This is a genomic window from Agarivorans sp. JK6 (assembly GCF_045277145.1).
GTDB lineage: Bacteria > Pseudomonadota > Gammaproteobacteria > Enterobacterales > Celerinatantimonadaceae > Agarivorans > Agarivorans albus.
On sequence record NZ_CP113525.1, the window covers coordinates 3,219,185 to 3,233,510 of the forward strand.

The following is a 14,326-nucleotide window of genomic DNA, read 5'->3' on the forward strand; positions in this document are numbered from 1 at the left end:
GGTGCAATTACCTACACTACAAACACTGGTTTGTGCCACACATGCATATGCTCGTTGCCGACTGACTATTTAAGCAATCTGTTGCCTGACTGCCAAATTCGTTTCGACACTGTTGAGTGTTATTGCACTGATCAACACTCACGTTGCTTACTGGCACAAACTCAATCCAATTTAGGTTAAGGGCCCCCGTTTCCATGTGTACTCGTAGCTGCTGATTTGGCTCCCCAGAAATATATATATTCTTCAAGGTTTGCGTTTGCCAATTCTGCCAACCGTCGGTAGCTTTAAAGTTCACACTACCTAAGGTGTTGCCGTCTATGTTTAGGCTAACCGATTTATCGCTTGTGCCGGCCGCTGCAAGCCTCAGATTTACATCGTAATTGCCTTGAGTAACATTGCTAATGGTGTATTGCAGCCACTCGCCAGCTTCTACCCAACCAACAAATTGCCCGCCACCAATATCTGCAGCATTGCCAATATCAACACCGTCATTTCGGTATTGGCCACCCAGATTACTAGTATTGCTATCAGAGTACCCTACTCCTTCGCCACCGTTGTCATAATCTTCGGCTTGAATTAGGCCGGGAATAGCATGCGTTTTGTAGGCTGTTCCGGTATTGCTCTCGAGTAACTCTGCACTTAGCCAATTTAGATTAAATAAGTAGCCGCTTTCTCCAGTGAAATCTAAAGACAGCGTTTGCACTCCCTTGGCTAAAGTCACTTCCTGCTCAATGGTTTGCCAGTTTTGCCAAGCCCCAGTGCCCAGTACTGCCAGTGAAGCTAATGTGGAACTGTTGGTTTTAATCACTAAGTTGCCACCGTTGGTCGCCGAGGCAACTCGAAAACTAAGCTTATACTTCCCAGCTAGGGCAACATTAACTTTATATTCGGCAACATCACCATTTTCGATATATCCAATATTGTCACCACCGCCACTGTCTAAAGTAGGCTCGACTTGAATTCCACTTTGGTTAGAAAAATGTTCAGCCTCTATTTTCCCGGGAATCGAATGTTCGGCAGTAACTGGCGGCTCTGGCTCCCCTGGTACTAACTTCCATGTTTTAACCCAATCAACTTTCATCGCATTACGAGAATCATCTTTAAGCGACTCAATTGTTGGGTAGCCCACCCATTGAGACGCTAGCGTTTCAGTATCAAAAATCATGTGTAGCTTTTCTTGAAAAGCCACCGATGGCTGGATCTCAAACACTTTTACCCCGTTATGGTAGAACCAAAGACTATTGGCATCTTTCCACCATAAGCCATAGCGATGGAACTCATCTCTACCTCGAGTAGCCATTTTGTAAGACTCAGGAATAGAAGCGCCAGATTGCTCGCCATAAACGTGGGTATTAGCTTCATATAAAAAGGATTTAGTCGCATCAACATTTCCTTTGGTTGCGCGACCAATATGTTCAATCACATCAATTTCTGAGTATTTACCTATACGAAACCAAAATGATGAACTCATTGCGGTGTCAGAAGCTTTCATAGAGGTTTCATAGTACCAACCTGGCTCTGCCAATTTCTCTTTTGATACCACCGCTGCCGCATCAACCCAAACCCTAGATTCAGGATCGGCTAATGGGGTATCTATTTGACTAGTACTGCGTAAAAACAACACGCCGTCTTGCACAAAGGCATTCCCCTTTTTAAACCTTGAAGGATATCGGCCAGACCAAACTGGATGATAGTCATACCACTTATTAGAATCTAAGGTGTTTCCATTAAAGTTATCTGTTAACGCCTCTACCATTTCCCACTTGTATCCAGCAGGTGGTTCGATTGAAGGACTAGCTGGTGCTGGTTCCGCAATCACGTTACTAGACACTAATAGTGCACCAATAAGTGTGATTAATTGAGAAAAAGCACCGACGAATTTGGCTTTCATTATTATAGCGCTCCGCTATTGTAGTTTTAGTTACCCTCTGCTTATTGGCCAGCCTCATCAGTATTTATTGATATGTCATACAATGTTAAAAACATTAACAAGTAATAAAGCGAATGTTGATTAGCCTAAGCAGCACCTAGATTCACCTAAAGCAAAAATAACAAAAACATCAATATAATTTATTAACTTAACGCAAGAGATGGGAGCTAGATTAAATAATTCGACAGCCGAATAAATATTTACAAATAGCGACTAATGATATGTCCAAAAGGCGGTTTCTTGGTGTTTAGCGATATACGTAAGTTGTTGATATTATTGTATAGCTAGCTAACGGGATTTAGGGAGGAAATGAACGAGAGGAATGAATATAAAAACACAATCAAGGAAGAAAAAACATACAAAGGAAATAGGCTCTGAAATTAGCGACAAAAAACCAACTGAACAAGAACAAAATACACTAGCGATCTTGCTCAATAAGCTCGATTAATTGTATTACAAATAAAGACTAGGAATAATCGTTAAAGTCGTCGGCTAACACAAAGCTTTTATCAAAGCGTTTAAAGGCTTTTCGCAGTAAATCTGCTAATTCTGCATAACGGGGCTGAGTAACAGCCGGTGCAATACTTTCACCCGCCTCGGCTAACTTGTGATGCAAGTCACGATACCAGGTCGCCAGGCTCGGCGGCAATTGTGAGTTAGCACGTTTACCTAGCCAATATAATCCGTGCAAAGGCATTAAAAATATCACCATCGCCATCATTACTGATTGTGGTAATATTTCAGTCAAATTAGCCATGTACGGCATCATTACCGTAACCACTGCAATCGCAGGCATGGTTTTCATCGCCAGTGAAGTAGCAAAAATAACGCGATTCTCAGGAAAGATAGGGGCCAGTACACGCTGATTAGGCCAGCGTTTCATGTATTCACGACCATCATTTAACATTTCAGAGAATTTGCCCATGGGCACCTCAACACTCAAAATTGACTTAAACCAATAAACTAGTAATTTTTTTACATTTTTGGCTAGTTATTAGTATGACATATATGAATAAAATTTGCTTTCGGTTATCATTGGTCCGGCAAACGGTTTCATATAAATCAGCTTATTTGTTAAGTGTAGCTTGATTGAGACCAAGGCACTAGGTCAAATCTAATTTGCCTTAGTCAGAGACTGAAAATCTGAAACAAAAAACGTGTCTCGCAATGCCCGACGTTTTTTCTTTCACTGTCTATAATTGAACAAATTCAACAACAGGTGTCTATAAATGAGCAACAAGCTGGTACTCGTTCTTAACTGTGGTAGCTCTTCACTTAAATTTGCAGTTCTAAATGCGTTAAGTGGCGAAGAGATTATTTCTGGTTTAGCGGAATGTTTTAATTTAGAAGATGCGCGCCTTAAATGGAAAGCGCAAGGTGAGAAAAACGAATCAAGCCTAGGTGCTTACGCAGCTCACCGTGAAGCCATCGAATTCATCGTAAAAAATATTCTAGAAGCTAACCCTGAAATCCTAAACGACATTGTTGCTATTGGTCACCGCGTTGTTCATGGTGGAGAGAAATTCACCAAATCAGCTATCATCGATGAAGCGGTTGTAGAAGGTATCGAAGAATGCTCTGGACTTGCACCATTGCATAACCCAGCGGCTCTAATTGGTATTCGTGCAGCACAAGCTTGTTTCCCTAAGCGCCCACACGTTGCGGTATTTGACACAGCTTTCCACCAAACTATGCCAGAAAGCTCTTACTTGTACGCACTGCCTTACAAGTTATATCGCGAAAAAGGTATTCGCCGTTATGGCATGCACGGTACCAGCCACCTATTCGTTTCGCGTGAAGCTGCTGCAATGTTAGAACAGCCGATCGAACAAACTAACGTTATTACCGCTCACCTAGGTAATGGCGCATCAATTTGTGCAGTTAAAAACGGTAAAAGCTTTGATACCAGCATGGGCTTAACTCCGTTAGAAGGCTTGGTAATGGGTACTCGCAGCGGCGACATTGACCCAGCCATTATCTTCCACCTTGTTGATCGTGAAGGTTACACCCTAAAAGAAGTTAACAACATGCTGCACAAGCAGTCTGGATTAATGGGCCTAACTGAAGCAAGCAGTGATTGTCGCTACACCGAAGAAGGTTATGGCGAAGGTAAAGAACCAGCCATTCGCGCCATGAACGTATTCACTTACCGCTTAGCGAAAAGCATTATGTCTTACGCTGCCTCAATGGACGGTAAACTAGACGCCTTAGTATTTACTGGCGGTATTGGTGAGAACTCAGCGCTAGTTCGTAAGCTAACCATCGAAAAACTAGCCCTGTTAGGCTTTAGCCTAGACGAGCAAGCAAACTTGGATGCACGTTTTGGTAATTCAGGTAATATTGGCACTAGCTCAAGTCGCCCAATCTTAGTTATTCCAACTAACGAAGAAATGGTAATCGCACAAGATGCAGTGGCATTAACTCAAGCTTAATGCAGATTCTTATCAAGGCTGAGTAATACTCAGCCTTGTTCTATCACTTAACTTAAGAGGTACAGCCGTGGCTCGTACAATTATGTTAATCCCAGTTGGCGTTGGTGTTGGTGTAACATCCGTCAGCCTTGGTATGGTTCGCGCTATGGAACGTAATGGCGTAAACGTAAACTTTTTCAAACCTATCGCACAGCCTAAAACCCGTGAGAAAGGTGCAGAACGTTCTACCGCTATTATCCGTCAAGCTTCAAACATTATTCCTCCAGAGCCATTCACTCAGGCTTACGCAGAAAACCTCATCAGTGCTAACCAAATCGACGATTTACTCGAAGGCATTGTAGCGCGTTTTAATTCTGCAACTTCTGGTGCCGAAATTGTCGTAGTGGAAGGCTTAGTGCCTACCTCAGAGTCGCCTTACGCTACCAATGTAAACTACGGTATTGCTAAAGCGCTAGACGCAGATATGGTGTTTGTTACTAACCCTGGTAGCGATACTTCTCAGCAGCTAAAAGAGCGTATGGAAATTGCCTGTAACAACTTTGGCGGCTTGAAGAACAAACGCATTATCGGCTGCATTATTAACAAAGTTGGCGCGCCAATCGACGAGCACGAAATCACTCGTCCAGATCTGACTGAAATGTTCGATAACAAATCAGATCACTCTACCAACCTTGAAGTACTGCAAATGTTTGGCAAGAGTCCTCTGCGTATCTTAGGTTGCGTGCCTTGGAATGCACCACTTGTTGCGCCACGTGCTCGCGACTTAGCTAACCACTTAAATGCCACCATTATTAATGAAGGTGACATGGATACCCGCCTAGGTCGTGTGACCTTCTGTGCACGTAGTATTCCAAACATGGTTGAACACTTTAACGCAGGCAGCTTGTTGGTAACGTCTGGTGATCGCTCAGACGTAATTGTATCGGCCTGTTTAGCTGCCATGAACGGCGTTAAGATTGGTGCCCTGCTGCTTACTGGCGGTTACCAACCTGAGCCACAAGTTCTTAAGTTATGTGAAGGTGCATTCGCTACAGGTTTACCTGTTATGCTTATCAATTCAAATACTTGGCAAACTTCATTAGCGCTACAGAGCTTTAATGCAGAAATCCCAGTAGATGACTCTCAACGCATCGAATTAGTACAAGACTACGTTGCTGGTCACATCGATAAACATTGGATTGAGTCACTTACCGCTATATCTGCGCGTGCTCGTCGCTTATCGCCACCAGCTTTCCGTTACCAGTTAACCGAAATGGCGCGCAACGCTAACAAGCGTATCGTATTGCCAGAAGGCGAAGAGCCACGCACTATCGCTGCTGCAGCTATTTGTGCCGAACGTGGTATTGCTCGCCCAGTATTGCTAGGTAACCCAGAAGTGATTCAGCGCATTGCTAGCCAACAAGGCGTAGTGCTTGGCGAAAGTGTTGAGATTTTCAACCCGGTTGAAATTCAAGGCAAATACGTTGCACCAATGGTTGAGTTGCGTAAAGGCAAAGGCCTTACTGAAGTAGTAGCCAAAGAGCAATTGGAAGACAACGTAGTACTAGGTACTATGATGCTAGCTAACGACGAAGTAGACGGTTTGGTATCTGGTGCAGTTAACACCACAGCCAACACCATTCGCCCGCCGCTACAGTTGATTAAAACTGCGCCAGGTTACAACTTGGTGAGCTCTATCTTCTTCATGCTGCTACCTGATCAAGTATTGGTATATGGTGACTGTGCAATTAACCCAGACCCAAGTGCAGAACAATTGGCAGATATCGCCATTCAATCTGCAGAGTCTGCTGTTGCCTTTGGCATCGAGCCACGTGTTGCAATGATTTCTTACTCTACTGGTAGCTCAGGCTCTGGCTCAGACGTAGAAAAAGTACGTGAAGCAACCAAAATTGCTAAAGAGCGCCGCCCTGAGCTAATCATTGATGGTCCGCTTCAGTACGATGCTGCAATTATGGAAAACGTTGCTAAGAGCAAAGCGCCTAACAGCCCTGTTGCAGGTAAAGCAACTGTGTTTATCTTCCCAGATTTGAACACCGGTAATACTACTTATAAAGCCGTTCAACGTAGTGCCGACCTAATCAGTATTGGTCCTATGCTGCAAGGCATGGCTAAACCTGTAAACGATTTGTCACGTGGTGCATTAGTAGACGACATTGTTTACACCATTGCACTGACCGCAATTCAAGCAGGCCAAAGCAAGTAAGTTATTGCTAAGCAATAAAAAAGCCGATCGTAGGATCGGCTTTTTTGTATCTGTTTGTTAGCTTTCTAAATAGCTAGGCCAATAAGTAAGCCCTTTTCTTGCCAAACTTTTACCTTAACACCATCCACTTCTAATTCTTTTTGCTTAGTAATGTTTAGCCACTCTTCAGGCAACTTAGCTTGATAGAAAGTGTGTACTTGCAAGCTTTGACGGTTTCTAACTTTTAACTGAGCGGCAATACGGCCATCAATACTGCAGTAGCGCCCCCCCATTAGCTCCCATTTATCTTTATCTAATAATTGAGATTGAATGAGCTTAAAATCCAAACGGTTAAGATGTTTTTGAATATCATTAATCGATGAGGACATAACTTCCATTTGCATTTGGCTGTTATGGTTATAGGCAATCTCTTTAGAAATAGCGGAATAGTTGATGCCGGCAAAGAAGGCCAAATAGATAGTTACGGCCAGCACACAAGAGACCGCACTTGCCCAAGCCCACTGGCTAGCATCCATTTGCTTGCTTTTGGCTAAGCCCTGTAATTTGTTAACTTGCTTCTTAGAAAGCTGCAGCTCTTGAAAGTAATCTCGAGTAAGTTGCTTAAAGCTGCCATCTTGCGCGCTAAAGCTCATCTTAAGACACCTCCTCAATTAAGTGACCAAACTCATCACTTAAACGCTTTTTCAAGCGGGAAACGCGTGATAACAAGGTGCCTCGAGCAACTCCGCTAGTGGTGGCTATTTCTTGAATACTAAAACCTTCTACCGCCCATAAGTATAAAAGTTCGCGTTCGTCTTCAGACAAACGCTCCATCACTAAGCCAACATGTTGCTGGTCTATCAGCAGCAACTCCATGTCTTGTAGACTCTCTTCAACAATACTGGCATCAATGTATTGGTCCTCATCCACCACCAACTCCAGCTTTTTACGACGAAAGTTGTCGATGAATTCGTTGCGAATAACTCGCATCATAAAAGGTTTAAGAGGTTCTGGCGGAGGATCTTTCTGCAGCACTTTTTCGCAGCAACTTTGCAATAGGTCATAAGCCTGCTCACTATTGTGACATAGTGAAAAACTATAGCGATATAACTGGTTAAGCAGCGCGTCCGAAAATACCGGTCGGGCTTTACGTTTAAACAATTTCAGCATGCTATCTTACTGCTAACTATCCAGCAGACATTCCTTTGTTATTCAAGTAACACGGCGCTTTCACGCCGAACAAGCTATCACTTACTCACTGCGCGGTTAAACAAGTAGTAAGATTTCACTCTTAGCAACAAGTCTTGCAAACTAAAGCGGTTTCCTCCACCCAGTTTTGCCAACACTATGGCTGCCGCTGCTAAAGCGAACTCTCGTTTAACTCCATTTAAGTTCTTAATCAGTGACTTATCGATAGAGAACTTCTGAAGCATAAACCAAATCATCACTAATACGCAGGCTACAGCTCCCATTTTTAGAGTTTTACCATGAGCAAAAATAAAAATTAGACCCAAAACCATTAAAACTAGCTGATGAGTAGCAAAACTAGGGATTTTTGCATAGCCCGAGAAAAAGCCAGCGACGATAAAGGTCATACCTAAAGAAAAACGTAACAACAGACCTAACGTTTGCCAGTCTTGAGAATTTTTGCTGGCTACCCCACGTTTACTGCGCAGCCGTTCATCAATGCTCAGCGCACCAGCGCCTAGGTTAAACAACACAAACATCATACCCGACAGGGTAATGTCTCTAATCTGCACAAATATCGCCGGTGAAGTATAAGTACTCACACCTACCGATGCCCCTGGTACAGTATCAACAGGCAGTGATACCACAAAAGTCCATAGCAAAAACCCGTAAAATAGACTTAAAGGCCTAACCAAAAAACCTGCAGCCAAAGCCACACCCGACAATAGCTCAAAAGCCGATAAAGTAGTTAAAAATGCCCAAGGGCTAAGTAATCCTGCAGAAAACAGGTAGTCTTGAAATAACTCATTAATATAACCGGTAGTCCCCATGTAGTTGGCAACCATTGCCGCTTCGGTGCTGGAGTTTAACAACAAGCTTAGTTTCGATGTACCACCAATAATAAACACCAATCCAAGGCCTATACGCAACCATAATGCTGCGTTGTCTAATTGCTTTTGTTCCATCTTATTCTCTATTCCATTAATGACTTTACTTAGCAGTAACGAATCAACGCCACGTTTGATTGCAGCTTTTGAGATTATTTTTTTATTTATCATTAAGAATAGATGTAGCTTTAAACTAAATAGACAGGACGGAATAGCCACTACCACATTACAACTCGGGAATTCGTCTACAGTTTTCTAAAGAATGCAACTACTAAAATGGCACCATAAAGCATCGCTTCTTTTTTAGACAACATTAAAAAGTCATATAAAACAATAAGATATTTACAAACAGTGGTTTCATACACACTTTAATCCACAGAATGTGTGGATAAAAAAATAAAAAGATAATAGTTATACACAGCAGAAGGCAATTATTGAGCTCTACATAACTATTTATTCACATTAATCCCGTTTACTCTTCGTCTGTAGGTACTTTGTGAATTAAGGCCTGAATTTGATGAGCTACCCCAACGGCTTCTTCTACGTCTAGCAATACAGCAATTCCCTGCCCTTCTTCTTGGTCAAACTCAGCCACCGCACTAATAGTATTTAAGATCGGTTTGGCAAGGTGACTTTCCACAACAAACAGCAACACGTCTCGTTGTGCTTCTAAATTCAATCCAAAGAAGGTTTTTTTGCGATGTACTCCTTCACCTCGCGCATTATTTATTACCGTTGCACCGGTAGCGCCGGCAGCACGCGCGGAATCAAGCACCAAGGTGGTTTTTTGGTCATCAACAAAGGCAAGAATCAATTTAAATTTCATCGTCATCTCCTGACAAACTAGAACTTGCTAAGAAACTAGTAACTTGCGCATAGGCAAGCACCGAAATGATGGGGAATAAGCTGGCAAACGCAATTAAGCCAAAGCCATCAAGTAGGGGGCTACGCCCAGGCACCGATTCAGCCAAACCTAAACCCAGTGCGGTCACTAAAGGCACAGTAACCGTAGATGTGGTCACGCCTCCACTGTCGTAAGCCAAAGGTACAATCGCTTTAGGAGCAAACAGGGTTTGTATCACCACCAAAATATAACCTGCAATAATGTAGTAATGCAGCGGGTCACCCACCACTATTCGATAACTGCCTAAGGCTAAGCCTAAAGCCACACCAATTGCTACAGAGATCCGCAAACCACCTATTGATACAGCCCCGCCCGACACGCCATTAGCTTTTATGGCTACCGCTAACAGAGAAGGTTCGGCAATCGTAGTGCTAAAGCCAATAGCAGCAGAAAACAGGTAAATCCAAGCATAAGCCGCCCAGTGTTCCGACACGACATAAACCGCAGACTCATCTAAGCCCAAAAATTCTGCGCTGGTGAGTTGTTTTGCCATAGACTCGCCCAGTGGAAATAGTGCCTGCTCTAAACCCAATAAAAATAACACCATGCCCAGCACAACGAATAGCGTGCCCAGTAGCAGCTGCTTTGGCTGACTAATCGGCCGCTTAATCACCAAATACTGAAAGACCAATATGGTCACAACAATGGGGAAAATATCCCCTAACGTGCCAAACAGCGTCTCTAAGAAATTTAGGCTTGCGCTAATCAATAGACTATCCCGTAGAGCATCACAAACATCATGGGGGTTAACGAAGCTAAAGCAATTAAACCAAAGCCATCAAGCAAGGGGTTACGGCCTTTAATGGCCGAAGCTAAACCAACTCCAAGGGCGGTGACTAAAGGTACGGTGATAGTAGAGGTTGTCACTCCACCAGAGTCGTAGGCAATACCAATGATTTCTTGCGGGGCAAACATGGTAAGCAACACAATCAACAAATAACCGCCAATGATAATTAGATATAGCGGCCAACCTTTTATGATGCGAATAACGCCAATCACAATCGCTAGGCCAACGGCAAAGGCTACACTTAAACGCAGCCCAGCGGCATACTCCTGCATACCGGTTTCGGTGTTTTCAATATGCTTGGCTTGTGCGGCTACCTCTGCGGCCTCTTTTGCTACAGCTACTAAGGCCGGTTCGGCGATGGTAGTGCCAAAGCCCAAACAAAAAGCAAAGCTAAGCAGGGCTAGCAAACTGCCTTTATTGGCAAAGGCATGGGCAAGGTTTTCGCCTATAGGAAACAGCCCTAGCTCTAAGCCCATCACAAAAAAGCTTAAACCCACCACCACCATCACAGCACCACTTAAGATACTCAAAACATTAGGTAAGCTGCTGTCTAGCACTCCCCATTGGAAAAACAAAACAACCACAACTATCGGCGAGATATCGCGAAGACTTTTAAGCAGAGAGGAAAATAGGTGAGAAAAACGAAACCCCATATACGCTCCTTGTATTAAACCTTTGAATTAAAGGCTTAATACAAGCTTAGCAGAGCGTTAGCTAACGCTGAGTAGCGAGGGGCAGTAAAGCGCTAAATTGTGATATTTGTAGCTAAGGCTGATTTTGGAAGATAAGCACTTTTAAGCCATCATCTGGGCTTTTTTCCATTACCGCATCTGGCCTTTCCAGCGTTTCAATAAGCTTTAATTGTGGGGCTTCTGTGGCAATGGCGTCGAGCAAAAAGCTACGCCCTAACCACGGCGCATTTAAACACAACATAGCTATGCCGTTCTCTGTGAGCAAACTAGGCAGCTGGCGAATAATCCGCGGGTAATCTTTTTCAACCAAGAAACTGCCCTTTTGCATTGATGGCGGATCAGCAATCACCAATTCATAAGGGCCGTGCTTGCGCAGCTTACCCCAAGATTTAAACAAATCGTGGCCAAAGAAGCGGGCTTTTTTGTCATCCAACTGGTTTAGACGCAAGTTGTCGCGGCCAACACTTAACGCTGCTTTACTCATATCGATATTAACCACCGACTTAGCGCCACCAGCAATCGCGGCTACGGCAAAGCCACAAGCATAAGAGAACAAGTTAAGTACTTGTTTACCTTCGGCTTGCTGCTTTACCCATTCTCGTCCTTTGGCCATATCTAAAAAGATCCCAAAGTTTTGATGAGTGCCAACTTCAACTTTGTAGCGTAAACCTTGTTCAGTTACTTCATTCGGCGTTTGTTCACAACCCCATAAGTGGCTCACTGGGGCCATGGCTTGGTCACGCTGTTGCAAAAATACGCCCTCAACCAAAGGCTCTACACTCAATTGCTCCACTAACTGACTCACCAACTCTTCGCTGAGAGGCGCATAAGCCACAATCAGCATTATTGGTGGTAGCCATTCAATATTGAAGGATTCAGCACCTTCTAGGCAGTGGCCGCGACCATGTACAACACGTAATGCATTACCACTTAGCTGCGGAAGATTAAGCTTCATCTACAGGTTCACTCTCTTTCTTTAAATCGTCTGGGTGGCTAAGGATACGCGAGAACCAGTGGCCACTGTTACTAGATTCCAAGCCAATTTTGATAATCATGGTCAAGGGCACCGATAACAACATACCAACACTGCCAAACAACCAGCCCCAGAATATTAACGACAGCACCACAACCAGCGAAGACAAACCTAAACCTTTGCCCATAATACGTGGTTCCACTATGTTGCCCATCACCAAATTTACGCCCACATATAAACCCGCCACAGCCAAAGCTTGGCTAGGCCCCAGTTGTAATAAGGCTAATAATACTGGTGGAATCGCAGCAATAAGCGAACCCACATTAGGAATATAGTTAAGCAAGAAGGCCAAAATCCCCCACAAAATCGCATAGTCTAGATCCAGCAAGGTCAGCACAATGGTGATAGGAATGGCGGTAAACAAACTGATTAACGTTTTAACTGCAATGTAGCTGTTAACCGCTTTTAAAAACTTATTCACCTGAGACATACGCACGCCAGGATTATGAATCGCATCGTGCATTCGTTGTGGCATGGTATCGGCTTCTAGCAACATAAAAATCGTCACTAGCAAAATAATGAAGATGTTAGCGGCTGCCCCGCTTAAGCCAGTTAAGGTATTAGCAAATAGCCCCAGAATAATGCCGGGGTCAAAGTAATCAGTCACAATGCTCATCGACAGGTCGATATCAAAACGCGCTGCAAATGCACTTAAACCAGCTAATTGCACCAGCAGCTGCTCTCGGTACACAGGAATAGAGGCTCTAAAATCGCTAATCGAGCTACCTACAACGCCTGCTAACAGCATGATTAAAAATACAATTAGCAACAGCACCATCATTACCGACAATACCCGTGGAATTCTTAATCGGGTTAAGAAATTAACTATGGGGCTGGCAATAATGGCGATAAACATCGACATCAAAAATGGGATTAACACCGGTGTTGCAGCTTTAAGCCCTGCCAGTAAAACCACTAAGGCAGCGGCTGTGACTAAGCCATGGCGCATCGAGGTGGGTTGATTCACCACTCACTCCTAGAAATAACTGATTATGCTCAGCAGTTTAGCTTGCATAAGCGCTGGCGAAAAGGCTAAATAAAATCCAATAGCAAACGGGAGTAACCAGATGTTTTACTTATGTAGCCTTGGCAGCAACATTGAGCCACTCGAGCACCTTCCTGCTGCGCTATGCCAACTTAGTGAACGCTTGCAAACACTCACCATTAGCTCGTTTATCGAAACCACACCTTTTGATATTCAAACTGAACATAAATTTGTGAATGCCTTAGGCTGGTTTGAATCGAGGCAAAGCCCCAGCCAACTTAAACAGTTTTTTAATCAACTTGAAGCTAGGCACGGTCGCAATCGCAACGATCCACTATCTAGCGCTAAAGACCGAAGCTTAGACATAGATTTAATTGGGCCGGCAGAGCAGCAAGCTGCCCTTGCCTATTTAGCGATCGACCCTTTTTTGCTCACGCTCCAACAGCAACTATTTACCACCGCAGCAAAAACGCTTCCTCAAGCGCTAGATATAAACCTGCAACTAAACCCGCAGCAATGCCTACCACTGGGTAAGCGACCTACCACCATCCACTTTAATCGAGCATCCGGTTAGGAACTCATTGTTAATCAGCAACTCAATGGTTTGCCAAACCGGCGCTATGCCGCCTTCTTTAGCTAAGGGGGTTTGCGCCAGTACCCGCTCACGATGCTGTTGATCATGCTCATCCAAAAATAACATCGGCCCTGGCTCTATGCCGTTAACTCTCACCTCTGGTGCCCAATGGCTAGCATAAGCTTTTAGCATATTAGCCAAGCCGGCTTTAGAAGCACAGTAAGAGCGAAACTTAGCATGTGGCTGCTGAGCATAAATATCGGTCATCATTACTACGCAACCTTTGGCCCTGCATAATGCACTATGCATAGTCTCGTTAATTAGCTTTGGCGCCAACATGTGCACTGCATACATGGCATCAAAAAACTCAGCTTGCTCGGCAGGGCTGTGATTTGGCTCATCGCTAACAAATAACGAAGCGTTATGAATGAGTACGTCCAAACTGTCGCAAAGCTTTGGTAGCAGCTCCACAAAGCCTAATAGCTGAGTGCGTTGGCTAAAATCGGCTTGTACTAATGTAACCCCTAAGTCTCTTAGCTCAGCTAGTTCGGCGCGCTCACTTCGATATTGACCAATAACCCGATAACCTAAGCCAACAAACTGATGCGCAAGAAAAAAACCTAAGCGTCGACCAACCCCGGTAATCAAAACCGTCTTCATCTTGCTTTCCATCCTATAAATCTCTGCTATTGTTAACTAAATCAAAGAGTAACATGGCTAGCCCTGACAAGG

At 43.9% G+C, this 14,326-nt stretch carries 14 protein-coding genes; 3 read left to right on the plus strand and 11 right to left on the minus strand.

Annotation, left to right across the window (positions count from 1 at the left end; all coding sequences use genetic code 11):
* Positions 1-16: 16 nt before the first annotated feature.
* Positions 17-1,891, minus strand: a complete 1,875-nt coding sequence (locus OV592_RS14900) for a carbohydrate-binding protein (protein ID WP_406609126.1) — start codon at positions 1,889-1,891, stop codon at positions 17-19.
* Positions 1,892-2,396: 505 nt separating this feature from the next.
* Positions 2,397-2,855 (minus strand): terminus macrodomain insulation protein YfbV, encoded by a 459-nt coding sequence (gene yfbV, locus OV592_RS14905; RefSeq protein WP_016403695.1) that lies wholly within the window; start codon positions 2,853-2,855, stop codon positions 2,397-2,399.
* Between the two features lie 304 nt (positions 2,856-3,159).
* On the opposite strand from yfbV, the gene OV592_RS14910 reads away from it, so the two are divergent.
* Together OV592_RS14910 and pta are read left to right on the plus strand one after the other, a co-directional pair.
* Positions 3,160-4,362: an acetate kinase gene (locus OV592_RS14910; RefSeq protein WP_338621843.1), complete on the plus strand. Its 1,203-nt coding sequence runs from the start codon at positions 3,160-3,162 to the stop codon at positions 4,360-4,362.
* A 67-nt stretch (positions 4,363-4,429) separates the two neighbouring features.
* Entirely contained in the window at positions 4,430-6,565 is a 2,136-nt protein-coding gene (pta, locus tag OV592_RS14915; RefSeq protein WP_040307631.1) for a phosphate acetyltransferase, read from the plus strand.
* A 65-nt stretch (positions 6,566-6,630) separates the two neighbouring features.
* Here pta and OV592_RS14920 read toward each other — a convergent pair whose 3' ends face one another.
* The 8 genes from OV592_RS14920 to OV592_RS14955 all read right to left on the minus strand — a co-directional run bounded on the left by OV592_RS14920 (position 6,631) and on the right by OV592_RS14955 (position 13,002).
* A complete protein-coding gene (locus OV592_RS14920) occupies positions 6,631-7,197 on the minus strand; it encodes a hypothetical protein (protein WP_016403692.1) in 567 nt (188 codons plus the stop codon).
* Between the two features lies 1 nt (position 7,198).
* Entirely contained in the window at positions 7,199-7,714 is a 516-nt protein-coding gene (locus OV592_RS14925) for an RNA polymerase sigma factor (protein ID WP_016403691.1), read from the minus strand.
* Between the two features lie 77 nt (positions 7,715-7,791).
* Positions 7,792-8,697, minus strand: coding sequence for a DoxX family membrane protein (locus OV592_RS14930; protein WP_406609127.1), 906 nt, complete (start codon positions 8,695-8,697; stop codon positions 7,792-7,794).
* 394 nt (positions 8,698-9,091) lie between these two features.
* A complete protein-coding gene (locus tag OV592_RS14935; protein ID WP_016403688.1) occupies positions 9,092-9,445 on the minus strand; it encodes a P-II family nitrogen regulator in 354 nt (117 codons plus the stop codon).
* On the minus strand, positions 9,435-10,232 hold the full coding sequence (locus tag OV592_RS14940; protein ID WP_152779585.1) for a DUF1538 domain-containing protein: 798 nt from the start codon (positions 10,230-10,232) through the stop codon (positions 9,435-9,437). The genes OV592_RS14935 and OV592_RS14940 overlap by 11 nt, the downstream gene beginning before the upstream one ends.
* Positions 10,229-10,963, minus strand: coding sequence for a DUF1538 family protein (locus OV592_RS14945; RefSeq protein ID WP_406609128.1), 735 nt, complete (start codon positions 10,961-10,963; stop codon positions 10,229-10,231). Before OV592_RS14945 ends, OV592_RS14940 begins: the two co-directional genes overlap by 4 nt.
* Positions 10,964-11,075: 112 nt before the next feature.
* On the minus strand, positions 11,076-11,957 hold the full coding sequence (locus OV592_RS14950) for a class I SAM-dependent methyltransferase (protein ID WP_406609129.1): 882 nt from the start codon (positions 11,955-11,957) through the stop codon (positions 11,076-11,078).
* A complete protein-coding gene (locus OV592_RS14955; protein WP_406609130.1) occupies positions 11,947-13,002 on the minus strand; it encodes an AI-2E family transporter in 1,056 nt (351 codons plus the stop codon). The genes OV592_RS14950 and OV592_RS14955 overlap by 11 nt, the downstream gene beginning before the upstream one ends.
* A 100-nt stretch (positions 13,003-13,102) precedes the next feature.
* On the opposite strand from OV592_RS14955, the gene OV592_RS14960 reads away from it, so the two are divergent.
* Entirely contained in the window at positions 13,103-13,594 is a 492-nt protein-coding gene (locus tag OV592_RS14960) for a 2-amino-4-hydroxy-6-hydroxymethyldihydropteridine diphosphokinase (protein WP_406609131.1), read from the plus strand.
* Here the strand turns inward: OV592_RS14960 and OV592_RS14965 are convergent.
* On the minus strand, positions 13,541-14,254 hold the full coding sequence (locus OV592_RS14965) for an SDR family oxidoreductase (protein WP_406609132.1): 714 nt from the start codon (positions 14,252-14,254) through the stop codon (positions 13,541-13,543). The genes OV592_RS14960 and OV592_RS14965 overlap by 54 nt on opposite strands.
* Between the last annotated feature and the right edge of the window lie 72 nt (positions 14,255-14,326).